Consider the following 25,127-nt stretch of genomic DNA (forward strand, 5'->3'; position numbering starts at 1 on the left):
ATTACCATTATACAAGATTTGGGGAGGTGCTTCTTTTTTTAACTCTCAGAACCGTTGGGAGACGTGTTATAAGAATTATGAAATTCATTCACATAGATGGATAATTAGATTTCTCATCTAATTATTATCCTTCATAATCTTATATATAAATATATAGAGCAAAAATAGATCCAGATCCATAAATTTTATTGTCTATTTTCTAGTATTATTTTCCTCCTATGTGATAATACCAAAAATGTTTTTTAAAAAAAGCGTAGATACCGAACGTATTCTAACAAATCGTTCGATATCTACTATGATAAAATACTTATATCCCGGTCTCATCGCTACAGCATACCATTATCTATTGTAAATTTATTATTAAAATAGCCTTATCTTGTTACCCATTTTGGGTCGTGTGCTGACTTTTTACAATTTCTATATAAAATGCATGTCCCCCCAAAAAACTATCCGATCTGTTTTGCATGCAATCTTGAAGCAGATACAACACACAACTTTTTTTAACAGCTTACTTCAATACTTTCACAGTGAAATTGACATTAGCTTCCCCTGAATATTGAACGTTATATTCGCCATTGTCACGTACTACTGTTACAGTATCTTCTTTAGATTGTGTTGGAAGTTTTACGTTACCTTCATATTTTTCTTCTTCTCCAACTACCCATAATTCTAATTGGCTCCAGTCCATTTCTTTCGTAGATAAAGCTGGCGCTATTGTTGGAATAACTGCCCCTTTTCTAACGAGCATGATGACTGGCATTTCTTTATATTCGATATATTGATACTTACCACCTGTATACATTTGTTTTGTTTGGAGGTCGTACCATTCTCCTTTAGGCAAGTACACTTCACGGCCAGCTTCTTCTTCTAATATTGGTGCAATTAACATGTCAGAACCAAAGAAGTACTGATCTTCTAAATACCAGTTAATCGTATCTTCAGGATTTTCTAAGAACATTGCTCTTAATAATGGCCACCCTTGTTGTGCTGACTGATACGATTGCGTATACAAATATGGCATTAACTGATAACGTAATGTCATCATATCACGATATAATTCTGTGAAAGATTCACTGTATTCCCATGGCTCTTTTGGTGGTTCTCCATGTGCACGAGCATGAGAGGTGAATGTTCCTAATCCTAACCAACGACGATATAAGTCTTCTGGACTTTCTCTCGTAAATCCACCAATATCGTGGCTCCAGAACGAGAATCCAGATAATCCTAGTGATAAGCCTGAACGTAAGGATGCTGCCATCGCATTATCCGTAATCTCTGCATCTCCACCCCAGTGAATTGGATAACGCTGAGATCCAGCCCATGCACTTCTCGCCCAAATAATCGAATCTCCGGTTACTTCTTCTGTAATCTCTGCAACGGCTTTATTGTAGCGTAGTGGATACAAGTTATGTTCCTTCAAGCCGCCTTCACCACTTGCATAAATTCCTTCTAATGGTGCACCTTCACCGAAGTCTACCTTAATCGCTGCTACACCTTGCTTTAATAGATCGGCAATCTTCTCTTGATACCATACAACCGCATCTGGATTAGAAAAGTCGAGAACTGCGTCTTCCGTTGGTACTCCACCACCTAGCTTTTTCACCGCTAAGCCTTTTTCTATGATTTCATCGTAAAATTCATTCTGTGGAGTGAAGTAAGGTATTTGCCAGAGACTTACTTTGAATCCATCATCGTCTAAGTCCTTGATCATTTTCGTTGCATCCTGGAAGCGACTTTCTGAGAATTTATAATTACAACGCCAATCCTCTTCAAACCATCCTGTATCTATATGGATAACATCTGTTGGGATTTTATGATCTCTAATTTTCTTCGCTACATCACGCACTTCTTCTTCACTAAAGTAAGAGATTCTACTCATCCAAAGTCCAAAGCTCCATAGTGGTGGTATCGATGCCTTACCAGTTAGGTTCGTGTACTCGGTTAAAACTTCTTTCGGGTTACCTAGGAAGAAGAATAAATCCATTGATTCGTCCGCTGAATAGATTGTTTGTGTGTCGTCCATTCGATGACCGAAATCATACGTGATTGGTGCAGTAGTATGGGTGAATACACCATAACCATTACTACTCAAATAAAATGGAACCGGCTTATACATATCTTGACTTAACGTACCCATCGCGTCTCTCGTATATAGAACGACCTTCTGTCCACGCTTATTTAAACGAGTAAAGGATTCTCCTGTACCAAAAATCTTCTCATTTGGAGATAGTGTAAAGCTCGCTGCTACTGCATGGCTCTTATTGGATGGCTTGTCCACAAATGAGAATGGATGAGGGTCATCATTTTTAAGACTTACACTATCATGAATTGTCTGTGTTTTTATTATTCGTTTCCCTTTATGATCTACTACCTCAATCGACCAAGGAGAACGCGTAATTTTTATTACTGCTCGTTCACCAGTGTATGTCACGACATCACCGTTATCTTCAACTTTCCAGTTATAGCTTTCAGGTGATTTTTCTTCTAACGTATCAATCATCAAGCTTTCATCTTTTGTTTGATCTTTACTTCTCGTATTGATTTTGAGACGGAAAGAATAAGGACTAATAAAGCTTATTTCAAAAGGAGTAGCCGGATCTGTTGGATACGCCTTCGGAAATTGCCAATGCTTTTCTAAGCGAGCAAATGGTGTCTCCACTTGGTTAAAGGAAAAACGCGTTTTACGCAAATAACTGTGCCATTTAAGCTGGCCTTTTCCTTCATTTGCATCGAAATTCTCTAATGATTCTGTTAAAAAATACGTGTTTTCGAAATTCTGAAACTCTTCCTCGATACGAATCTCATTATTTAAGAATTTAACCATTCTATTCAACCCTCTCTCTTTATTTATCAATCTAGCAAATGATTATTTTACTGAACCTGCTGTTAATCCCTTTACTAAATGTTGTTGTAAAGATAAGAATATAACGACAACTGGAATAACAGAGATGGTTGCGAAAGCCATTAAGAAATTATATTGCACTCCGTATTGACCAATAGCATTGTACATTCCTGCTGTTAATGGCCAGAGACTCTGGTCACGGATGAATGTTAAACTAAAGATCAAATCACCCCATGCGAACAGGAAGGATATTGCTCCCGCCACAAAAATACCAGGTCGAACGATTGGCAAGATTATTGTAAAGAACGCACGGAATTTTGAGGCTCCGTCAATTAATGCTGCTTCCTCGAGCGCAACAGGTGCACTTAAAAAGTAAGGTCTTAAAATCAATACCGAGAACGGTATACCTAACGTTGTTGTCGCAAGTATTGGTGCAATATACGTATTTAAGACATTCAACTGTTCAAATGAAATAAATAGCGGTGCAAGAACAACCGTTGCTGGAAGCATCTGTGTTACTAAGAAAAATAACATAATAATCCCAGTTAATTTCATACGATAGCGTGCTAATGCATAAGCCGCTGGTACAGCTGTCAGTAATACAATCACCATGGCAGAGAATGCAATAATAAAGCTGTTTCCTACCATGCCAAACAATTGAGCACCTAATTGTCCTGTATAACTTGCTAAACTAAAGTCTTTTGGAAATAGTGTAGGTGGTACTTGAAATATTTCAGACTGTGTCTTAAACGAGGTAATAACCATCCAATAGATTGGAAATAAATAGACAAGTGCGATGATTACACCAATAACGTTAAGCCAAAATGATTTTTTCGTGATGAATGTATGTTTCATGATGCCACCTCATCTTCGTCTGTCATCTTAATATAGATAATGGAGATGATTAATAGGATAACGAATAATATGTTAGCTACACTCGCACCTAGTCCAAAATCAAAGTTTTGGAAAGAGAATTGATATGATAGTGTAGAAAGCACTTGCGTAGAGTTTGCCGGTCCTCCACCAGTCATTACGTATACTAAATCAAACACTTTAAAGGTATAGATAAAGCCGAGCATCATAACGATCATTATTACCGGTTTTAACAATGGTAACGTAATATGGCGAAAACGTTGAATCCATGTTGCCCCATCAATGGCTGCTGCTTCATATACATCTTTCGGTAAATTATTAAGTCCCGTTGCAAGTAGAAGCATATTAAACGGAACACCTATCCAAATATTCGTAATAATAATTCCCCACATTGCGTACTCTGGAAGGCTTAACCAAGCAATTGGTTCTTCTATCCACCCAAAATAAATAGGAATATGATTGAGTAAGCCGACACTTGGGCTTAATAAGAATTGAAAGAGCATTGCTGTAACTGTTAATGGTACGAGCCAGCTGACCATCATTAAGCCTCGTAAGAAGTTTGCTAACTTGAAGTTCATGCTAAAGAATAAAGCTAAGGCAAAACCGATAATAAACTGAAAAGCAATACTTCCAATTGTAAATAAAAACGTATTCTTTAATGCTACTGGAAATAATTCATGATTAAATAATTCGATATAATTTTGAAATCCAACAAACGGCTGATCATTTCCCGCTAGGTTTGCTAATGTTACGTCTTTAAAACTAAGACTAATATTGTAAATAAGTGGATAACCAATTAGCAAAACCATAATTAAAACGGCAGGGAAAATATAAATATAACCGGGATTTAATTTTCGTTTCATGTTAAGTCCCCCTTATGTGTAAACAAGGCTCTTCTCTAAGAATGAGAAGAGCGCTTAGATTACTCAATAATTTCTATCACATCTTGGTGTGCTTGCTCAGTTGCCTCTTCTGGTGTAGAAATTCCTGTTATAGAATTATGGACTTGGTTTTGGATTGCTTCTGCAATTTCATTCCATGCTGGGTGTGGACCACGTGGCTGTGCATTATCAATAGCTTCTAAGAATACACTTAGATGTGGGTCACCTTCCCAACCTAGTTCATCAGATACGTCAACACGTGGCGAGAACTGGCCAGAACCTTCAGAGAATCTCATTGCTTGTTCTTTTGATGATAACCAGCTTAAGAATGTCCAAGCTTCTTCCACATGATCTCCCTTAGGAAGTGCTAGGTTTTCTCCACCTAATACGGACGCATATTCGCTATCCTTCGGTATAAGTGCAATACTAAAGTCCATATCTGGTGCATCATTACGCACTTGTGGTAACATCCACGGACCATTCACCATCATTGCTGCGTTTCCAGCTGTAAACTGACTTGCTACTTCACCTTGTCCCCAATTTAATGTTTCACGGCTCATATAGCCTTCGTCTACCATGTTTGTCACAAATTCCATTGCACGGTATGCGTTCGGATCATCTAACTGATCATAATTAGCTCCCGTAGAAAGTAAGAACGGTAGGAATTGGAACATACCTTCTGGACCACTAATCGCTGACATAGAAAATCCTAAAGTGTTTCCTTCTGTTAATTGCTGAGATGCTGTTGTAAGCTCGTCCCATGTAGTTGGCACTTCGATTCCTTTTTCGTTTAACATGTCGTTATTAACAAAAAGTGCTAAAGCATTTGTTGTGAACGGTACTCCATAGTTTTTTCCTTCATAAATTGTAGAAGCCCATGGACCTTCGAAGTATTGAGCTTCCTCGCCCCACTCTTGTACTTTATCTGTGATGTCTTCCAATACATTCATTGACGCATAACGCGCATGGTCAGGATTATCAATCATCAAAATATCTGGTAATCCTCCACCCGCTACAGCAACAGATACTTGTTGATCGATCTCGCCGTGCGGAATGTATTCATACGTAATTTCGATGTTTTCATTTGCTTCATTAAATTCGTCCACCATATCCATCAACAACTGTCCATCATGTTGATTTGGGTTTACATATGACCAGAAAGTTAATTCTGCTACCCCTTCTGCTGCTGATTCGTTATCCTCCGTTGAATCGTTTTCATTTGACCCATCGCCTGGATTACATGCTGCTAGTATAAGAATGCTAAATAGCGCTAATAATGACCAATGCCATTTTTTCATGCTGTATCTCTCCTTTAAATTAAGTTTGAGTAGATTGTTAAGGCTTACAATTAAATTATAAATGTAAGGGTTTACTTTATCGATGTGCATTTCTTTGTTTAAGATGTGTAATTTTACACTCATTTATGAAAATAGAAAGAAAGCACATCTTTTAAGCTTTTCGTACGAAAGAGAAAATAGTTCAAACCGTTATTGGTCTGAACTACTATTTGATGATTTGTGCTTCTTTTTCATTTCTTGTAAGCTTTGTCCATAATACTTTTTAAACACTTTACTAAAATGTTCTGGTGTCTCATAACCTACATAGTCTGCGATTTCATATGCTTTCTTATCCGTGTGTAGCCACAAATATTTACCTTCTTCCATTCGTAGCTTCACTACATAGTCCCAAATATTGTTTCCTGTTTCTTGCTTGAATAGATGACTTAAATAATTAGAACTTACGTGATTGGCTTCAGCGATTTCTCCTAGTGTTAAGCCATGCTTCTTAAAGTTCTCTTGAATATAGGCACGTACTTGCTTAATTAAATGATTCTGTGCATTTTCATAATCTTGTTTTGTTAGATTCTGTTGATAGATACTCCAATTATAATCACCGTAATAATATATACCGTTAATCTCATCTACCTCAAATAGTTCAATAGCTTGGTCCGTTTGTTGTTTTAGCTCTTCGATGTAATTGATACCCTTCAATATTTGACTATAACTAATATAAATATCTAAATCGAGAGCTTCTTTGACTTTATATTGCCACGTTCTCGCTATCATTCCTAAATAATCAAGCTTGGAGTAACTCTGATTGCGAAAAGCCTCATTGGACCATTCTACAAGTAGATAAATTCGTTCCCCAATAAAAAATGTGATGCTATCCTCTTCCGCCATTACAGAAATTCCGATACGGGTTATTTCGTCCATCCGCTGCTCACTTTGAGTGCTGCTAGTTGCAACTTGAAGAAACGCAAAATAGGGACCATAAAATTCGATTATTTCATCACCGTATGGAATGTGGCAGCTATCTTGAGTATTGTTTTGCGACTTTTTTATTAAAGTATCGAGTACGGCAATTGGATAAACCTGCATGTCACTCCCTGCCGCTAGTTTAGATGTATCAAAGACATCGTTTGCTTTTTCTTTATGATTCATTAAACAATTTCGTATCGTATTAATAATATGTTCCGGTTGTATCGGTTTGATGAGATAATCTTTTGCTCCTAATTGTATCGCCGTTTGGGCATATTTAAAGTCTTGATAGGCAGATATTACGATTGTTTCCATCCAGGGATATAATATTTTTGCTTGATGCATTAATTCTAGTCCCGTCATTCCGTCCATTTGAATATCTGTGATCAATAAATCGATTTCCTCTTCTTGTAAAACGTCTAATGCTTCTTGTCCACTATGCACTGCAAATGTTTTACTTACATCCATTCCTGCATAATTAATTAAATGCTTAATTCCTTTTGCTATATTCGGCTCATCATCTACGATTAGAATCTGATACATCTGTCTCCTCCACCCTCTCTACTTTTGGTAAGCGAATCGTAACTTCTGTCCACTTTTCCTCTGTTCGTCGATAGGTTAAGCCATACTCGTTACCAAAATGATGTTTTATTCGGCGGTTTACATTTAGTATACCGACACCTTGTCCTTCCGTCGCACGATCCATTCGTAAGGAGTCGTTAAGCTTGTCGACATCTATATCCTTAAAACCATTGTCTAACACTTTAAGAACGATTCGATCATTTTCTATTTCACCCGTAATTTTAATTATTCCTTCTTCCCCCATTTTCTTCACGCCATATTTGATGGAGTTCTCTACTAATGGTTGTAAACTAATCTTGGGAATAAGAAATTCGTATAGCTCTTCATCCAGTTGAATAGTTGTTGTAAATGGACTCTCAAATCTTTTCTGTTGAAGATTCATATAGGCGACTAAATGATCGCGCTCTTCTTTTATCGTAATGAGGTCTCGTCCTTGACTTAAACCTAACTTCATAAGTGCAGAAAGATCGTTCACCATTGAAGCTGTTTCAAAGTCCTCGTTCATAATGCTATTCCATTGAATACTTTCTAATGTGTTGTAAAGTAAATGTGGATTAATTTGCTCTTGAAGTCGATTTAATTCCATTTCTTTATATTTTATCTCAGATTGATAATTATCAATTATTAGCTTTTTCATTCTTTGTGTCATATCGCGGACCGAAGCCATTAGTTTAAATATTTCTCCTTTACCTTCTAGGCTACTATCATTCAATACATGACCAGGAAGATAGGAGCGGAAAAATATTGTAAGTTTCTGTAATGGTAATACATAGGTTTTGGCTAAATAAACAGCAATAAGAGCTGCAAAAATGAAATATAAAACAGTAATAAAAATTAAATTCGTTGTTAACTGACTCTGTCTCTCTGTTAATGTATCAATCGGAACCTGAAATAATAACGTATAATCGTATTTCTCATTATTTGCAGAAATATAGATATGATTGTCTACAACCGTTGAAACATTTGTATCTTTAAATAGAGCTGATTCAATAACGTCAGCTGTTAAATTCTCTTTATCACCATAAAGTATTTGATTTTCTTCATTAAGTAGATAAGGGCGTATATCAAAAGAATTTATTGTACCTTGATTCTCCATAATAATATTCTGAATATCTGATACGACAATCATCCCAAGTGTATTACCGTAGTAGAATATGTCATTAATAGAGCGAACAAATGCTAAAGATTCCTCATTATTATTTTCAATTAGTGTAAGAGTAGGTCTACCAAAATCCGCGGTAATTTTTTCATACCATTGTTGTATTTCTTCCCCATTTAAAAACTGTATTTGCTTTTCGCCAATCGTGTAGAAATCCATATTGCTTTCACTCGCATTTTTTTCTGGATAAATCATATGGTAGGTTAAATCAGAGGGATCAATAAAAGACTCATTTCTTAATAATGTGTTCAGCGTTCTATATTCGTTATGCATGAATACCTCATCCATATCAGATTCTTTCCCTATCGTTTGTGCGGATTCTTCTAATATTAACGATGTCGTCACTTGCATGATTCTATCTAATTCCGTTTCAATTAATTTATTGTTTTGTTTGATTAATTCTTCTAAAGTATCCGATACTTGGTGAGCTAAATTCTGTTCACTTTGTTTATTAAAATAACTCATCATTCCGATTATAGGTAGCAGTAATAAAATGAAAATGATACCTAAGCGAACTGGCATAGAAAGACGCTTCATTCCCTGTCCCTCCTCCATCTGTATTGTCACACAATGAATACGTACGTTTATATATTGAGGAATTATTATCATAACATAGCTTGTTTATTAATATATTTTTAATTCTGATTTGAAATTATTTTTTATTATAGCATCATTGTAGGAGATCAGCGTAATTCATCAAAAAAAGCAACTACCTATAAAGGTCGTTGCCCTAAAAGTATTATTTGCCCCCAACTTTATCCTGCTAATCCTGCATTGCATTAGGTTTGTCATATAGCTATTCTCTTTCTTTTAAAATTAACTCGGGTTGCCCACCATCAATAGGTACTCGATACCAATTTTGATCGCTACTTCTCTCACTTTTCATATAATAAATATGATCATGGAGGAGATATGGAAAAATTACTCTCCCTTCATCTACCTTTTCCGTCTCCTGCAAGCTTACATCCAACTTATAAAGGGAAGCATTGTCGGTAGCATTTATATAGAATATAAAATCATCGTTTCCATTAAATCCATTAAATCCATTTACCTCATCAACGGTTAGTTCCTCCATCTGATCGGTTTTCATATTTTTTCGATACAATTTATAGTTTGCATTTAGGTTCTCATAATATATCCAGTCATTTATAACGAGAAAGCCTCCAGCATATACTCCTTCTATAAGATTTTCAGGTTCTTGTGTAAACACATTTACATTAATATCTGTATAATATAGTTGATTATCTTGAGACTTCTTATAGAAAATCTTATCTTCATTAATAGTAAACTGACTAATGTTTTCTAATATCCGCTCACCGAATCCTAATTCAGACTCTACATTATATTTTTCGAGATGAGTCGAATAATCTGTTTCATCCTCACTACTAGTTATATAGTATAACCAATTGTCTCTCGCCATTAGGTTAGTAGCATACACATCTTGTATTAACTGACGATTTGTCCCATCTTTATTCATTTGATACATTCGTTCATCATCTAATAAATCTATATAGTAAATTTTATCATCTATAAGATTAAAATTTCTCCCGCTAGTATTATAAAGAAATTCACTATCACTACCATCTAGGCTCATACGATTTATACCATGTATAGAATTAGAATAGTATAACCACTCACTATCTGCAGCCCATAAACCGCCATTTAAATGGTTGCCCTGTAAATTTCCTAACTGGGCATCTTCCTTTTCATTTTTCTCTTCCGTTTCCTCTTCTGTCTCCTTTTTATCTACTAATTCATCTAAAGGACCTAAAAAATGTTCAATAAATGTAGTAGCTTCTTCTAACTGATTGTATGGGAGAGAAATCTCTTCTATTTTATTATGGTTGTTTAGGTCCATTGTTAATATATTTGAATATTGTGGAGGATTTTCTTTCATTACATTACTTTCTCCAGTATATTCTATATGAAGTTTAACTATATTTAGATTTTGCTGGCTAATTTCTATTTTGACATCTAGAATTATCGGATCATAGAAACTATTGGTTAAAATAAAGCCTAACCCTTGTTCTGGTGAGGAGGCATGAATAAACTCTGGATATATATCTTCAAGAAGGCTAATATTTTTGTCTTTTTTGTCACTTGTATATTCAAAAATATAAACCTCTTCTTCTGATTTAAATTCCAATTCTTGCTCTTCTTGAAATAAGGTATTAACAGCTTTCCTAATGTCTGTTTGTGCTACAACCTCTGTTTTTATTAGTTGTTCCATGCCTGGATATTCGTAATAAAGCATATTATCTCTATAGAAAGGAGTAGAATCTTCTTCAAGCCCTCCTAAAGGACTCTTTTTAACTTTAATACTAGCAACAAAAGGTTCATTCATTACTACTCCAGTAAGTTCTGCCTCTGCTTCATTACCCATGTCATCAACATTATATGCATTTAGTGCAAAAGCATAGCTCTCAAGCTCATTCAATTTCTCCAATGTTTGCTCAATAGCCTCTTCCTTTGTTAACTCCTTTTCACTACACCCTATTAAAAATATAATGATAATAATGCAAAAGAAACCATACCGTCTCTTGTGTACTTTCTTTCTATTTTCTAACGACATTCTTTGTTAAACCTCCCTTATTCTCCCTTCTAAAGCTTAACAGACTATGAAATAATTGTATAATGGTTTTAGTAGCTTAATTGGAGGCGATAAAATGAAACGTATAGCGGTTTTTTGTGGCTCAAGTAAAGGAGCTTCAGATGTGTATATTAAAGAGGGTATAAAACTCGGAAAAGAATTAGCCAAACAGAATATAACACTCATATACGGAGGAGCAAGTGTAGGATTAATGGGTGCAGTAGCGAATGCAGTATTAGAAAATGGCGGACAAGTTATTGGTGTCATGCCTAGATTCTTAGAGGAGCGAGAAATATCACATCAACAATTATCTAAGCTAATTATTGTGGAATCTATGCATGAAAGAAAAGCAAAGATGGAAGAACTTGCTGATGGATTTATTGCCTTGCCGGGAGGACCAGGTACTTTAGAGGAGTTCTTTGAAATTTTTACGTGGGCACAACTTGGTCTTCATCATAAACCCTTTGGTTTACTTAACATCAACGGATATTTTCAACCTCTGGTGAGTCTCTTCCAACATATGATTAGTGAACGATTTTTAGATGAAAAATATCAGGTAATGATTCATCTAAGTGATAATCCGAGGCAATTACTAGAGTCGTTTGACTCCTATCAACCTCCTGCTATTAAGACTTATGCGAATAAAAAACAGACTTGAGATTAGGTAGTATAAATTTCAGATTGAATTTTTAGCTAATCCTGCTCCTGCTATCATCCAAACATTTCATCAGTTGAATCGTTATTTATCAACAGTGGATAAGTTATCTATTTTTTCTCGCTTCTAAAGTCTTCTTATCCACATATTCATCCACAAGTGCTCTTTCGACGATTATACACAATTAACAGGACGGTTTTTCGTGTATATCCACAGAGTTATCAACATATTCACAACTCATACTCCATATATCGTATGGGAATTGTTGTTCCTTACGATATATGGAGAATCTTATCAACAAATTGTGGATAATTTAATAAAAATGTGGATAAAAGAAATCTTTTATCCACACTTGGTTAATACTCTAAGGAAGTTAGCTCCACTGTTGTTTCTAGCTTTTCTCCATCTCGATAATACGTAATCTGGAGAGTGTCTTCTACTTCTTTTTCGGAATATAAATGTTTACGCAAATCAATGATATTATAAATTGGTTGACCATCCAAATGTGTAATGACATCATATGGTTCCAATCCACCTGTATCTGCAGGAGACAAACCTTCTATACTTCGAATGTAAATACCGCCATCTACATCCCTTGGTAAATTTAATGTACTTCTCCACTCAGAGGATGGTATATCGTCCAATGAATAAGCTTCAATACCTAGGAACGGACGGGTAACGTATCCAGTCGCCTCTAGTTCTTCAATGATCGGTACAGCATCATCAACCGGAATCGAGAATCCAATTCCCTCAACCGCCGATTCAGCAATTTTCATCGAATTAATTCCGATAAGTTTACCTTCCATATTGATAAGCGCACCACCACTATTACCTGGGTTAATCGCTGCATCTGTTTGGATAACTTCTGCTTGCCAATCTGCTATTCCATCACCATTGAAGTCTTGAGGGATGGCACGTTGCTTTCCACTAACAATACCTTGGGTAACCGATCCTGATAAATACATTCCAAGTGGGTTACCAATCGCGATAACAGGTTCACCTACATGAACGTTATCTGAGTTGCCAATTTCAATTGCAAAGTCTACGTATTGACTATCCATTTCGATTACTGCTAAATCTGTGTACAAATCACTACCTAGTAATGTTGCCTCGACACGAGTATCATCACTAAGAACAATCTCTAAGGCGTCTGCTCCTTGGATAACATGATGGTTCGTTACAATATATGCCTTGTCACCATCAATTTTATAAATAACTCCGGAGCCTGAGCCTCCGACTGCGGATTCCTCCTGAAATAAGAAGGTACGTCCGTTTGCAATGGTAATCACGCCTACAACTGCAGGAGATGTCTCTCCAACAATCTCTGTTACACGTGTCGATATATCGACGTTCATATTTGTTGTAGAAAGGCCTCCATTGTTTGTTGTTTTACCATCATGCTGGTGAACAGCAGTTGGTTCCTTGCTCCCGACAATTACTTCATATGGAAGCCATTCATTCTTAACTAGGGTTGGTAGGAGAAAGGCAAACAAGAACGCTCCTGCTAAAATACCAAATATGAACGGGTACATCCACGAATAACTTTTCTTTTTCCTTGATCGATAATGATCATCATAGTACCCCATTTATTCACCTTCTTTAGCTGTAACATTAAACAACTTCATATATAGGTGTTGGTGCGTGTGGATCGGTATCATGAATAGATAGACGATTTCCTACGTCAAAACCGTATTCCCTCAAGCCAGATTCCACTGAAAGCTTCGCTAATTCCTTCATGTTATTATCTTTGCTTAAATGTGCTAAATAAATACGCTTTGTTTTATTATCAATTATATCTCTTAGCGCTAAAGCACAATCATCGTTCGAAACATGCCCTGTATCTCCTAGGATTCTTCTTTTTACACTCCAAGGATAACGACCCATCCGTAACATTTCAACGTCATGATTCGCTTCAAAAATAAGTGCATCTGCGTCGTGAACGGTTTTCTTGATTCGTTCTGATACATAACCTAAATCTGTGACGATGGCTACTTTTTTCCCATTATGATGAAATACATAAAACATTGGCTGTATGGCATCATGGGAAACTCCAAAGGACTCTACATCTAAATCGCCAAACGTTTTTGTTTCTTCCATATTAAAAACAAATTTTTGATCAACGGATAGTTTTCCTAATGAGGGCTCCATCGCCTTCCACGTTTTTTCATTTGCGTAAATTGGTAATTGGTACTTCCTCGCAAAAATACCTAAGCCCTTAATGTGATCACTGTGTTCATGGGTTACAAGTATTTTCGTTAATGTGGATGGATCAATATCGACTTCAGAGAATAAGCGGGTTAACTCTTTCCCGCTTAATCCTGCATCTACTAATATTTTTTCTTTCTCTGTTCCTATATAAAAAGCATTCCCTGTACTTCCTGATGCTAAAACACTAAAATGCAAACTCATGTTATTCCTCTCCATCTCCCTCGTCAATATCCTGCAATAATTCGCGCATAAACTCCTGCAGTTCCTCTTGCTCCCATTCATCATTAATCGGTTTAATAGGAACATTTTGTCTTTTTGTTAAATATGCCTTAATTTGCTCCATCATTTCACCAATAAAGGTTTCTGGATCACGCTGTGTATGATGACTCTCTATCGCATTTACGAGAAACACCTTTTCATTGTTTATCTCGATTTTCCAGGTTGGCGCTAATACTTGAACACCACTCGGCAGTGGGAGTAGGTTATGATAACCAAATAATACTTGATCCGTAATTTCATCCCCAGGATTGATTTGTCCACCATCATATAATAGAGAAATTAATTCTAGAGGCTTTCTCAAGGTTTCTTTCTCTGGCTGTTCATCTGTTTTTAGCAGGAGAGTTTGAATATAATGAGTCATTTCTCCTTTTTCGTTCAAATGAATCAGAAGAACACCACTCTGATTAAAGAAAATATGATCATCTAGTTTTTGGAAAAGAATCAGTGTATTGGACTCCTCGTCTTTATCATAATAGACATATTGATCATAATTCCAGATATACGGCTCAATCTCGCTCAAGTCCCCTTCAACATTAATAGTCAAAGGCTTGTCCAATTTTCCAACAATCATATGATTATCAATTACTAAACTTTTTTGACCTGATAGATTGTCAAGCTCCTCGATTTCATCTTCCGTGAATTCTTTACGTTTTGCGTGTAGCATCGGAGCTTCCTTCGGTTCTTCGGGTAAGTCAGAAAGTCCATTTAAGTTATTTCGTAGATTTTCTTCTGTTGTTACTTCTTCTAAAAATTCATAGCTATTTTGCTGAGTCATAACATGATGCAGTAAATAAATATCAAGGATGAGAAAACAGAAAATAAAGATGGTTTTAACTTGTCCCCATTTCATTTATTCTCCTCCTTGCTGTGTTATCGAGTAGATACCTTGCCAGCCTCTATATGTTTTAACAAACCATGTTGGGATAAGGTCAAATATTTGACCACCCGGCTGTTGCTGAATACGGTAGCCTACTTGAATATCTTGAATTTCATTTTCAGAAACATTCGTTTGCCCAGTAGTTATTGCTTGGAGAACTTCTTTACCTGTCATCAAATCTGTCGGCTCGCGATCATACGATTGAGTTAGGCGCATTAATGGACGACGATATTGGTACACCGTCATATTTTGAATCGTTAATTCCATCGTTGCCAAGCCTTCATATGAGAATACGGGATAATTCTGGTGAACCATCCGGTACTCGATACTGTTTGTCAGTCGATTTAATTCAGATAAATAAAATTGAATTCCTTCATCAATCAACCAGCCATCATGCGTGTTGATATAGTCTAAGGAGGTATTTAAAAGGTGTTCAATCGTGTTAGGTACCGTGTTTATTTGTTCATTCTGATTTTCTGAGGTTAAAAAGTTCGTATATTCCATATAATAACCTCGTACCGTTACCTCTCTTTGACTATCACTGTAAACTTGGCCGCCTTCTGGATTCGGTGAACTAACAATACTAGAAGGATTCGTGAAGAAAATACTTTGTATTGTGCTTGTATCAGGGTTGATTGCTGTATAACGGTATTTGCGCCCTACAATCTCAGGCTCGTTTGGAATATATACGGATGTACTTTGCTCTAATGAAGTAACATTCACATATTCGGTGAATTCTTCTGTTTGCTGCGTTCCATCAAGAAATTCCTGAATTTGCGCAATGTTTTGTACACTTGCCCGAAGGTTCATTTTAGTAGGGTCACCGCTAGCAAAGATAACTTGACCTTGCTGCAGTGTGCCATCGAGAATCATATAAATTCGTTTGAATTCACTGTCATATAAAAGGCTATCATCCGTTGGAAACAATTCATTTATAACAGACGTAGGAATTGCGGTTGGAAAAACAATTTCTACCCAACTTTCTGCGGTATCGGTTGGTATTTCTTCCCCTTCATCCATCATTCTAAAATTATAAAGTGACCATTCTCGCAAATTCGAATAAAATTCCGTCTCTTTTACCTTATTTTTATAACCGAATGTTTCATTTCCTTCGTGAAAGAGAATTTGAGACGGCTTGATAACATTTCGCTTTGTCTGTTTCGTGCCGTTTAGCTTTGCATCAATCGCTTGGTCTTCTTCTGCATATTCATAATTTCCTTGATAACTCCAAATATTTAAAGTCAATGTAACACTTAACGCAACTAAAAATAGGAGTAAGATGGTTTTAAATAATTCTAATTTCATCAGCCACTACCTCGCTTCCGTACTTTTAGCGGCAGTGTAAAGAAGATGGTTGTTCCTTGTCCTTCTTTACTAGAAGCCCAGATTTTCCCATGGTGTGCTTGTATAATTTCTTTTGATATAGCGAGTCCTAAACCTGTTCCTCCTAGATTACGCGCTCGTGCTTTATCCACACGATAGAAGCGTTCAAAAATTTTATCTACTTTTTCTCTTGCGATACCAAGCCCTTGATCGCTAATACTTAATCTAATTCGATTTGACTCTTTAATTAAAGTAACAACAATTTTACCGCCTTCTGGCGAGTATTTCATCGCATTGGACATAATATTATCAATAACTTGAATAATTTTGTCCTTATCTAACCAAATATAAATCTTTTCCTTTGGAATCCGTCGTTCTATTCCAATCTCTGTTGTTTTGTTCATATCAAAGCGATCAAGAATATGATGGATAAATGGCCCAATGTTCACTCGCTCCAAATTAACAACAGTCTCTTTATGATCCATTTTAGATAACTGGAGTAAGTCATTGACCAATCGAATCATCCGCTCTGTTTCCTGTTGTGTTACTTGTAGGAAGCGCGGGGCAATATCTTTGTCCTCCCAAGCGCCATCTGATAATGCCTCTAAATAGCTACGCATTGTCGTTAATGGCGTTCTTAGCTCATGAGAAACATTCGATACAAATTCTCGCCGCTCTCTTTCCACTTTTTCTTGTTCTGTAACATCACTGATTACCGTGATTAATCCCATAAAGTTCTCATTCTCATCCTGTACGACAGAGAAATTAGCTTTAATTAAGAACAGCTCATCCTCATCACTAAAGTCGATGGTTAACGAGCCCGTATCCTCGAGTTCTTGAATATCGATTAATTTGTCCTCTAATTGAAGAACTTCTATGATGCTTTTTCCTCTTGCTTCACTATGAGAAAGGCCGATAAGGTTCGATGCCGGGCCATTGATTAGATTGATAAAGCCTTTTTCATCTGTTGCTACAACGCCGTCTGACATATTTGTTAATACCGTACTTAATTTGCGTCGTTCTTCCTCTGTAAGTTGGTTTGCTGCTTTCAATCTATCATTCATATCGTTAAACGCCATCGCAAGCTGTCCTATTTCATCTGCCCCGTAGACATTAACTTTTTTAGAGAAATCACCACGTGCCATGACGAGTGCTTGTCTTCGCATTTCCATAATCGGTTTCGTGATTGTCCGCGCGATCAGTATACCTAATATAACCGAAACAATAATGGCTAGTACTGTACCATTTAGAAAGATTTGATTAATATCTTCAAGCTGATTGTAAACCTCTTCGATTGGTGCCTCTACATAGACGACTCCTATCGAAACATCGCCGTCCTTAATCGGCTCTGTCTTCACGAAAACTCGATCGGAAGTGAACTTGTTAATTCGTATATCTTCCTTCGCTTGTCCATGACGAAGAGCGATATTAATATCGCTCTTGCTAACCTTTTTACCAACTAAATCTTGTTCATTCTTTTCTCCTACTACTCGGAATTGTGGATCTACCACTTGTAAATCAGAGAATATATCTGTCGAATAACGACTTATAATATCCCGCACGTCATCTTCAATAGTAGGACCATCTTCTTCTCGTTCTTTCTTAAAAACTTCCTCTAAGCTTGCTACAAGTACTTGAGCCCTATCGTTTACATTATCCTTATAGTTTTCAACTAAGCTCGTTTCAAGCTGTTGATTAAAATATGTCCCGATAACTTGAACTGCTAGCAGTAAAAACAAAGCGAGAATAACGATAATTTTTAGACCGATGGACTGAAAAAAGCTAACACGATTCATTGTCTTTTACTCCTGTTCAGGATTTCGCAAATAATAACCTACACCTCTTCTTGTAACAATCCATAATGGATTACTTGGGTTCTCCTCGATTTTCTCACGTAACCGGCGTACCGTTACATCTACGGTTCGAACATCTCCGTAGTAATCGTATCCCCACACTGTCTCTAATAGATGCTCTCGTGTCATTACCTGTCCAATATGGCGTGCTAAGTAATGTAGTAACTCGAATTCACGGTGTGTTAATTCGATTTGATCCCCGTTACGAGTAACCGTATAGGCATCTGGATGAATGACTAACGAGCCTATCGTAATATCGGAATTTTCTCTCTTTTGGCTAGCTGGGTCTACTTGCTGGCGACGCAAGTTAGCTTTTACTCTAGCGATAAGCTCACGATTACTGAATGGCTTTGTTACATAATCATCGGCACCGAGTTCTAAGCCCAGCACCTTATCTATTTCTGTATCTTTAGCAGTTAACATAATAATTGGCATCATATGTGTTTTTCTTACTTCTCTACATACTTCATTACCGTCTTTATTAGGAAGCATTATATCTAATAAAATTAAGTCTGGTTCTTCCTTTGTTGCTAGCTCAATAGCAGTGTCGCCATCATGTGCGCACACCACTTCATATCCTTCTTTTTCTAAGTTGAATTTCAATATATCTGCAATTGGCTTTTCATCGTCTACAACAAGTATTTTCTGACTCATAAAAGCACGTCCTTTTTCATTTCAATTTTTTCCTTCTCTTCATTTTAACCGAAATAAGCAAAAATGTCTTGGGTTTCTAGGTCATATGCGCCTTTCGACTCTATTGCTCAAATCTTTAATAAAGATATAACAAATGACCTCGATAGTAACTAGCTTCCCGCAAAAGAAGATTTTTCATCTAACTTTTTGAGAATTTATTACCATTCGAGGTCATATCTATTTGATTTATTATAAAACTGTTAGCGGGTCGATGCGAGCACCGTTTTTATATACTTCAAAGTGTAAATGAATTCCAGTAGATCTTCCTGTAGAACCCATCACACCAATCTTTTGGCCTTTTTCTACTACTTGGCCTGCGGACACATTAAGAGAGCTTAAGTGCGCGTAGATTGTACGATAACCATTTCCATGATCGATGACAATTTTATTACCATAGCCACTACTATCCCATCCAGCAGAAACAACTCTTCCATTATCCGCTGCTAGGATATTACGGTTGCTAGGGCGAGCGATGTCAATCCCTTTATGGTAGGAACCCCATCTAGGTCCCATCTTACTGGAAATATAACCTCCAACTGCAGGCCATGCAAACTTTCCAGATCCTCGGGATGGTACAACCTTTGTTCCTTTAACAAGTATCTCTTTTACTGGTTCTTCTATTACTTCTTCACTAATGACTTCTTCTTTTACTGCTACACCATTTACTTTTGTAATCTGGTACTGTTTCTTCGCTGTTCCATTTTGACCTTCTTGAGTAATTTCTTCATCGCCTTTGTACATGGAATCAGATTCTTTTACTTCTTTTTCAAAAGGAATTTCTTCTTCTCGTAATGATTCTTCCACAACCACTACTGTTACATATGGTTTTGTTTCTGTTACTACGAGCTCGTCTCCGATGCGAATTACAGAATCTTCTGTAAGGTCATTATTTAATTCTAGTAAAGTTTTTAGTGATAGGTCATATTTGCTAGCGATAGAACCAAGTACATCGCCTTCTGCTACTACATGCTTTTTCTCTTCTAATGTTCCTTTTTCTAAAAGAGTAACCCCATCTTCTACAGAAATAATGGAGGATGGTGCAACATTTTGTTGAGCAATTGACGTTTCTTCGCTAAGTGTGACGTCCACAATTTGTGTGTCGCCTACTTCTAAAGCTTGTTTCTCTTCATTTTCTAAAGCTTCTAATACTTCCGGTTTAACAAATTTCTCTTTATATGATTGAAGTACTTGCTCTGCATCTTCCTCTGTTGCAAAGTAACCGACAACTTCTTCACCGATAGTAAGAGCATTACCTACTGCCTCTATCGTTAATTGTTCATCTAATGTATCAAGAACTTCTGTATTATCAACTTGTTTATTAAATACTTTTTCAGCAATAAAAGAAATTTCTTCATCCACTACATATGTAATGTCTTCCGAATCTTTTCCTTCATTTGCTATCGTGACGTTTATATAGTTCTGAACGATTGATTGATCGTCTACTATTCCTATATGTTCTCCATCTACGTATACGTGGTAGATCGTTTGTAATTCTATTTCATCTGCTTGTACAGTTCCTGCTGTTATACCAAATCCTAATAATCCAACTATTGCCGCGCGTTTCCAAGTCTTTTTCAAACTATGGAACATACCTTCTCGCATCTTACTTCCTCCTAAAATTCCCGCTAACTTGCTATCTATTTATTGAATTTCCTCTACTAATCTAACATACATTATAGGGAGAAGGAACGAATGTAAAGATAATGTAACATAACTGTATAATAGCTTCCATATTTTTCATAGGTTATTATTACTAGGAAATTAGTAAGGTAGGTAAGCGTTGTCTTGTATAAAATTGCCTGTAATCTAAGGATTAATTGGATATATAAGTCTTTAACGTTGGAATTGAGAGGAATTGTAGGAATGGGTCAAAATGCTTATTTCGCTGCAAATCTAGTAAATCTAGGAGAACATATACAAGAAGGTGCTGGAAAGAAATATGTAATCACACTACAAACCGAACGATTCTTCAGAATCAGTTCGGTTTGTATGCTTTTTATAATTACTTCGCTAAAACACTTCGCTTTCCGCAGGCAACGCCTCAACTAATTACAAAAGTTCAGATGAACTTTTGTAATGGATTTTCGTCTGTTGCTTTTCCTGCAGGAGTCTACGTGTTTTGTCTACGTAATTAATATCTTATTTTTTATTGTGGCAGGACGTAACTAAATTTTACAATGTTAAAGACAACTTTAGGCTGGTGGTATATCACTATCCTGGTATCGATGATCTAAGTCTACGAATTTATTAAACTCTTTTACGAATGCTAATTCGACTGTACCAACCGGACCATTACGTTGCTTGGCAATAATGATCTCTATAATATTCTGTTTCTCTGATTCTTTGTCATAATAATCATCACGGTATAAGAAACCGACAATATCTGCATCCTGCTCGATACTCCCCGATTCCCTTAAGTCAGACATCATAGGACGTTTATCTTGTCTAGACTCGACACCCCTAGAAAGCTGGGAAAGAGCAATGAGAGGTACATTGAGCTCTCGAGCTAGTCCTTTTAATGAACGGGAGATTTCCGATACTTCTTGTTGACGGTTGTCTTTTGAATTTGGACTACCTTGAATAAGTTGTAAATAATCAATTAAAATCATGCCTAAACCATGCTCTTGCTTTAATCGACGACATTTCGACCGGATTTCACTTACTCGAATCCCTGGAGTATCGTCAATATAAATACCTGCGTTGGATAAGCTACCCATGGCAAGAGAGAGACGATTCCAATCCTCTTCTTCTAAGGCGCCTGTACGTAATCGTTGTGCATCTATATTACCTTCCGCGCAAAGCATCCTGTTTACGAGTTGCTCTGCTCCCATCTCCAAACTAAAAATGGCGACATTTTCGTCTGTTTTTATTGCTACGTTTTGGGCAATATTCAGAGCGAAGGCTGTCTTACCTACGGATGGTCGAGCAGCAACGATAATAAGATCATTTCGCTGAAAACCCGACGTTATCTGGTCTAAATCACGAAACCCTGTAGGTATTCCCGTTACATCACCTTTTTGTTTATGCAATTGATCAATATTATCATAAACTTGCATCAATACATCTTTAATATTTTTAAATGCGGATGAATTTTTACGATTCGAAACTTCTAAAATTCTACGTTCCGCTTCATTTAATACATCTTCAACATTTTCTTCTTTTGAATAGCTCTCAGTAACAATATCTGTAGCTGTACGGATTAATCTTCTTAAAATAGACTTTTCTTCTACGATGCGACAATAATGACTAATATTAGCTGCTGTTGGAACAGCATTCGCTAAATCACTTAAGTAGGAGACACCACCAATATCCTCTAACAATTTATTATCCGCTAGATAGGAGGTTACGGTAACTAGATCTATTGGTTCCCCTTTATCTGCAAGATCAAGCATTGCACGGAAGATATGTTGATGGCTAGCACGATAATAATCCTCTGGCAATAAAATCTCCACTGCACTTGCAATGGAGTCTGGTTCCAAAAATATAGCACCTAAAATTGCTTGCTCTGCTTCGATATTATGAGGTGGCGTTTTCCCATGGATTGATTCACTCATCTATAGCACCTTCTCTCCTTATCCCCGAATGATCTATCTGTTTCATTAAAGAGGACAGGCTTACTGTTCTTCAACATGTACGCGAATCGTCCCTGTAACATTCGGATGTAATTTAACAGGTACATTCGTATACCCTAAAGAGCGAATAGGTTGTTCCAATTCTATTTTTCGCTTGTCCAATTTAATATCATGTGCTTTCTTTAACTGATCTGCAATCTGCTTGCTCGTAATGGAGCCGAATAAACGACCACCCTCACCTGCTTTAGCCTTAAGCTTAACTTCTATATTTTCTAATGTCGTTTTTAATTGAGTCGCTTTATCTTCTTCTGCTTGTTCTAATTGCTGTTCTTTCTTTTTCTGGGCTTCCAAGCCTTTTAAGTTCCCCGGTGTAGCTTCAATTGCTAAGTTATTTTTCAGCAAGTAATTACGTGCATAACCATCAGACACGTTTTTTACCTCGCCTTTTTTACCTTTGCCTTTTACATCTTGTGTAAAGATAACTTTCATTCTCCATCTCCTCCTTCAAAATATTCATCTATGATTTTCTTCAGCCATTCTTCGGTATCTTGTAATGTCGTTTCTTCTAATTGTGTAGCGGCGTTGGTTAAATGTCCTCCGCCATTCATTTTTTCCATCATAACTTGGACGTTTATTTTTCCTAGTGACCGCGCACTAATACCAATTCGACCGTCTTTTCGCTTAGAAATAACAAAGGATGCTTCAATGCCTGTCATCGTTAATAGCATATCTGCTGCTTGTGCGATTAAGACAGGACTGTATGTCTCGTTTTGATTACCGATAGAAATAGCAATGTTATCTCTGTACAGATTTGTATTTTCAATTAATCTACTTCTCTTTATAAAGAGGTTTAAATCTTGCTTCAAGAACTTCTGCACCAATACGGTGTCTGCTCCTTTGGATCGTAAGTACGAAGCAGCATCAAAGGTACGTGAGCCCGTTCTTAAGGTAAAGCTCTTTGTATCTACGATAATACCTGCCAACAAAGCGGTAGATTCTAACATGCTTAATGAGAGTGTAGATGGCTGGTATTCAAGTAGCTCTGTTACCAATTCTGCCGTTGATGACGCATATGGCTCCATATAGACAAGTGTTGGGTTTTCAATAAACTCTTCACTACGTCGGTGGTGGTCAATGATGACTAGGTGTCCTGTCTTCTGGAGTAATTTTTCCTCTTGCATTAGTGACGGTTTATGTGTGTCAACGACTACAAGCAACGTATTTTTTGATGCAAGGTCTAATGCTGTGTCCGGACTAATGAAATAAGGGGATAAATTTTCATCATTTTTAATTTCTTCCGCTAATCGCTGAACACTTTGGTCAATATCATTCTCATCCAATACGACATAGCCTTGCTTATCATTTGCTTGAGCAATTTTTAGGACTCCAATAGCCGCTCCAATTGCATCCATATCCGGGGATTTATGTCCCATTATTAAAACGTGCTCACTTTCCTTCACTAGCTCTTTCAACGCGTGAGATATGACACGAGCTCGAACCCTCGTACGCTTTTCCATTGGGTTTGTCTTTCCACCGTAAAAACGTACTTTTCCTGTTTCCTCATCTTTAATAACGACTTGGTCACCACCTCGACCAAGAGCTAAATCAAGACTAGATTGAGTAAGTGTTCCTAATAGTGGTAATTCTGTACTTCCAGAACCAATTCCAATACTTAATGTAAGTGGGACATTTTTATCTGTTATTAACTCTCTCACTTCATCTAAAATCTCAAATTTTGTCTCTTCTAATTTATTGAGTATTTCTCTGTTCATGACAGCTAGGAATCGTTCTTGAGACGTCCTTTTTAGAAAGAAATCATTCTTGTGTGACCAATCATTTAAAATAGACGTCACTTCTGAGTTGATTTGGCTTCGTGCTGTGTCATCCATGTTTTGGGTAATTTCATCATAGTTATCTAAATAAATCGTTCCGAGAACGGGATGTTGGTTATAGTAGAGAAGTTTAAACTGTTCCTTCTCTGTTCGATCGAAAAAGTATAATAAACGATCTTCCTTCTTGTGAAATACTTCAAATACATAGTCTTGAATTCGTACTAGAAAAGTATCTTTATCCTCTTTTATATATGTGGAAATGTCCTCCTGCAGAGAATCGATTTTGTCACCAACAAGGGTTTCTTCATCCGTTAAATCGTTCATAAAAGGATTTGCCCATTCGACTTCTAATTCTTCACTATATAGAAGAATACCAATCGGCATACCAAGAAGAGCTTCTTCTCCCACCTTTTTTACTCGATACGAGAGCGTTGAAATATATGCTTCTGTTTCATCTTGTCGCTCTCTCTCTTTCACCATACTGTAATAAAAGGATAAGCCAATCAATACAGCCAAAACAAGCCCAATAATCCAATTAAAATAGATAAGTAATCCAAGCATGAAAAAAGAAATAATATAGATAACGAGAATGTGCTTTCCATTTTCAAGCTTATTTAATAAATTTGGCACGATTGTCAGCTCCTAACTAA

18 protein-coding genes are annotated in these 25,127 nt (G+C 36.7%); 1 reads left to right on the forward strand and 17 read right to left on the reverse strand.

Annotated features, from left to right (window positions below):
- Positions 1-508 precede the first annotated feature (508 nt).
- The 7 genes from GGQ92_RS10660 to GGQ92_RS10690 all read right to left on the reverse strand — a co-directional run bounded on the left by GGQ92_RS10660 (position 509) and on the right by GGQ92_RS10690 (position 11,167).
- Positions 509-2,824, reverse strand: a complete 2,316-nt coding sequence (locus tag GGQ92_RS10660) for a glycoside hydrolase family 31 protein (RefSeq protein WP_184248371.1) — start codon at positions 2,822-2,824, stop codon at positions 509-511.
- A gap of 42 nt (positions 2,825-2,866) precedes the next feature.
- A complete protein-coding gene (locus GGQ92_RS10665; protein ID WP_184248374.1) occupies positions 2,867-3,697 on the reverse strand; it encodes a carbohydrate ABC transporter permease in 831 nt (276 codons plus the stop codon).
- Positions 3,694-4,578 (reverse strand): carbohydrate ABC transporter permease, encoded by an 885-nt coding sequence (locus tag GGQ92_RS10670; protein WP_184248376.1) that lies wholly within the window; start codon positions 4,576-4,578, stop codon positions 3,694-3,696. Before GGQ92_RS10670 ends, GGQ92_RS10665 begins: the two co-directional genes overlap by 4 nt.
- A gap of 59 nt (positions 4,579-4,637) precedes the next feature.
- On the reverse strand, positions 4,638-5,894 hold the full coding sequence (locus tag GGQ92_RS10675; RefSeq protein WP_184248379.1) for an ABC transporter substrate-binding protein: 1,257 nt from the start codon (positions 5,892-5,894) through the stop codon (positions 4,638-4,640).
- A 189-nt stretch (positions 5,895-6,083) separates the two neighbouring features.
- Complete coding sequence (locus GGQ92_RS10680) at positions 6,084-7,397, reverse strand: response regulator transcription factor (RefSeq protein ID WP_184248381.1); 1,314 nt, start codon at positions 7,395-7,397, stop codon at positions 6,084-6,086.
- Positions 7,372-9,132, reverse strand: coding sequence for a sensor histidine kinase (locus GGQ92_RS10685; RefSeq protein WP_184248384.1), 1,761 nt, complete (start codon positions 9,130-9,132; stop codon positions 7,372-7,374). The genes GGQ92_RS10680 and GGQ92_RS10685 overlap by 26 nt, the downstream gene beginning before the upstream one ends.
- Positions 9,133-9,391: 259 nt before the next feature.
- Positions 9,392-11,167 carry a DUF5050 domain-containing protein gene (locus tag GGQ92_RS10690; RefSeq protein ID WP_184248387.1) on the reverse strand — a complete coding sequence of 592 codons (1,776 nt, stop codon included), beginning with the start codon at positions 11,165-11,167 and terminating at the stop codon, positions 9,392-9,394.
- A gap of 94 nt (positions 11,168-11,261) precedes the next feature.
- Between GGQ92_RS10690 and GGQ92_RS10695 the strand changes: the two genes are divergently transcribed.
- Positions 11,262-11,843, forward strand: coding sequence for an LOG family protein (locus tag GGQ92_RS10695; RefSeq protein ID WP_184248390.1), 582 nt, complete (start codon positions 11,262-11,264; stop codon positions 11,841-11,843).
- A 353-nt stretch (positions 11,844-12,196) separates the two neighbouring features.
- Here the strand turns inward: GGQ92_RS10695 and GGQ92_RS10700 are convergent, their stop codons facing one another.
- The 10 genes from GGQ92_RS10700 to GGQ92_RS10745 all read right to left on the reverse strand — a co-directional run bounded on the left by GGQ92_RS10700 (position 12,197) and on the right by GGQ92_RS10745 (position 25,107).
- Positions 12,197-13,426: a S1C family serine protease gene (locus GGQ92_RS10700; protein ID WP_184248393.1), complete on the reverse strand. Its 1,230-nt coding sequence runs from the start codon at positions 13,424-13,426 to the stop codon at positions 12,197-12,199.
- Between the two features lie 25 nt (positions 13,427-13,451).
- Positions 13,452-14,249, reverse strand: coding sequence for an MBL fold metallo-hydrolase (locus tag GGQ92_RS10705; protein WP_184248396.1), 798 nt, complete (start codon positions 14,247-14,249; stop codon positions 13,452-13,454).
- Between the two features lies 1 nt (position 14,250).
- Positions 14,251-15,177 (reverse strand): two-component system regulatory protein YycI, encoded by a 927-nt coding sequence (locus GGQ92_RS10710; protein ID WP_184248399.1) that lies wholly within the window; start codon positions 15,175-15,177, stop codon positions 14,251-14,253.
- Entirely contained in the window at positions 15,178-16,509 is a 1,332-nt protein-coding gene (locus GGQ92_RS10715) for a YycH family regulatory protein (RefSeq protein ID WP_184248402.1), read from the reverse strand.
- Positions 16,509-18,323: a cell wall metabolism sensor histidine kinase WalK gene (walK, locus tag GGQ92_RS10720; RefSeq protein WP_184248405.1), complete on the reverse strand. Its 1,815-nt coding sequence runs from the start codon at positions 18,321-18,323 to the stop codon at positions 16,509-16,511. Before walK ends, GGQ92_RS10715 begins: the two co-directional genes overlap by 1 nt.
- A 6-nt stretch (positions 18,324-18,329) precedes the next feature.
- The gene (gene yycF / locus GGQ92_RS10725) at positions 18,330-19,034 is read right to left on the reverse strand and encodes a response regulator YycF (protein ID WP_184248407.1); all 705 of its coding nucleotides are present in this window, start codon (positions 19,032-19,034) and stop codon (positions 18,330-18,332) included.
- A gap of 228 nt (positions 19,035-19,262) precedes the next feature.
- The gene (locus GGQ92_RS10730) at positions 19,263-20,675 is read right to left on the reverse strand and encodes a peptidoglycan DD-metalloendopeptidase family protein (protein ID WP_246384377.1); all 1,413 of its coding nucleotides are present in this window, start codon (positions 20,673-20,675) and stop codon (positions 19,263-19,265) included.
- A gap of 590 nt (positions 20,676-21,265) precedes the next feature.
- Positions 21,266-22,627: a replicative DNA helicase gene (gene dnaB, locus GGQ92_RS10735; RefSeq protein WP_184248410.1), complete on the reverse strand. Its 1,362-nt coding sequence runs from the start codon at positions 22,625-22,627 to the stop codon at positions 21,266-21,268.
- 60 nt (positions 22,628-22,687) lie between these two features.
- Positions 22,688-23,134 (reverse strand): 50S ribosomal protein L9, encoded by a 447-nt coding sequence (gene rplI, locus GGQ92_RS10740; protein ID WP_184248413.1) that lies wholly within the window; start codon positions 23,132-23,134, stop codon positions 22,688-22,690.
- The gene (locus tag GGQ92_RS10745) at positions 23,131-25,107 is read right to left on the reverse strand and encodes a DHH family phosphoesterase (protein ID WP_343068814.1); all 1,977 of its coding nucleotides are present in this window, start codon (positions 25,105-25,107) and stop codon (positions 23,131-23,133) included. The genes rplI and GGQ92_RS10745 overlap by 4 nt, the downstream gene beginning before the upstream one ends.
- Positions 25,108-25,127 lie beyond the last annotated feature (20 nt).

It is taken from the genome of Gracilibacillus halotolerans, from assembly GCF_014206945.1.
In the GTDB taxonomy this organism is placed as follows: Bacteria; Bacillota; Bacilli; order Bacillales; family Amphibacillaceae; genus Gracilibacillus; species Gracilibacillus halotolerans.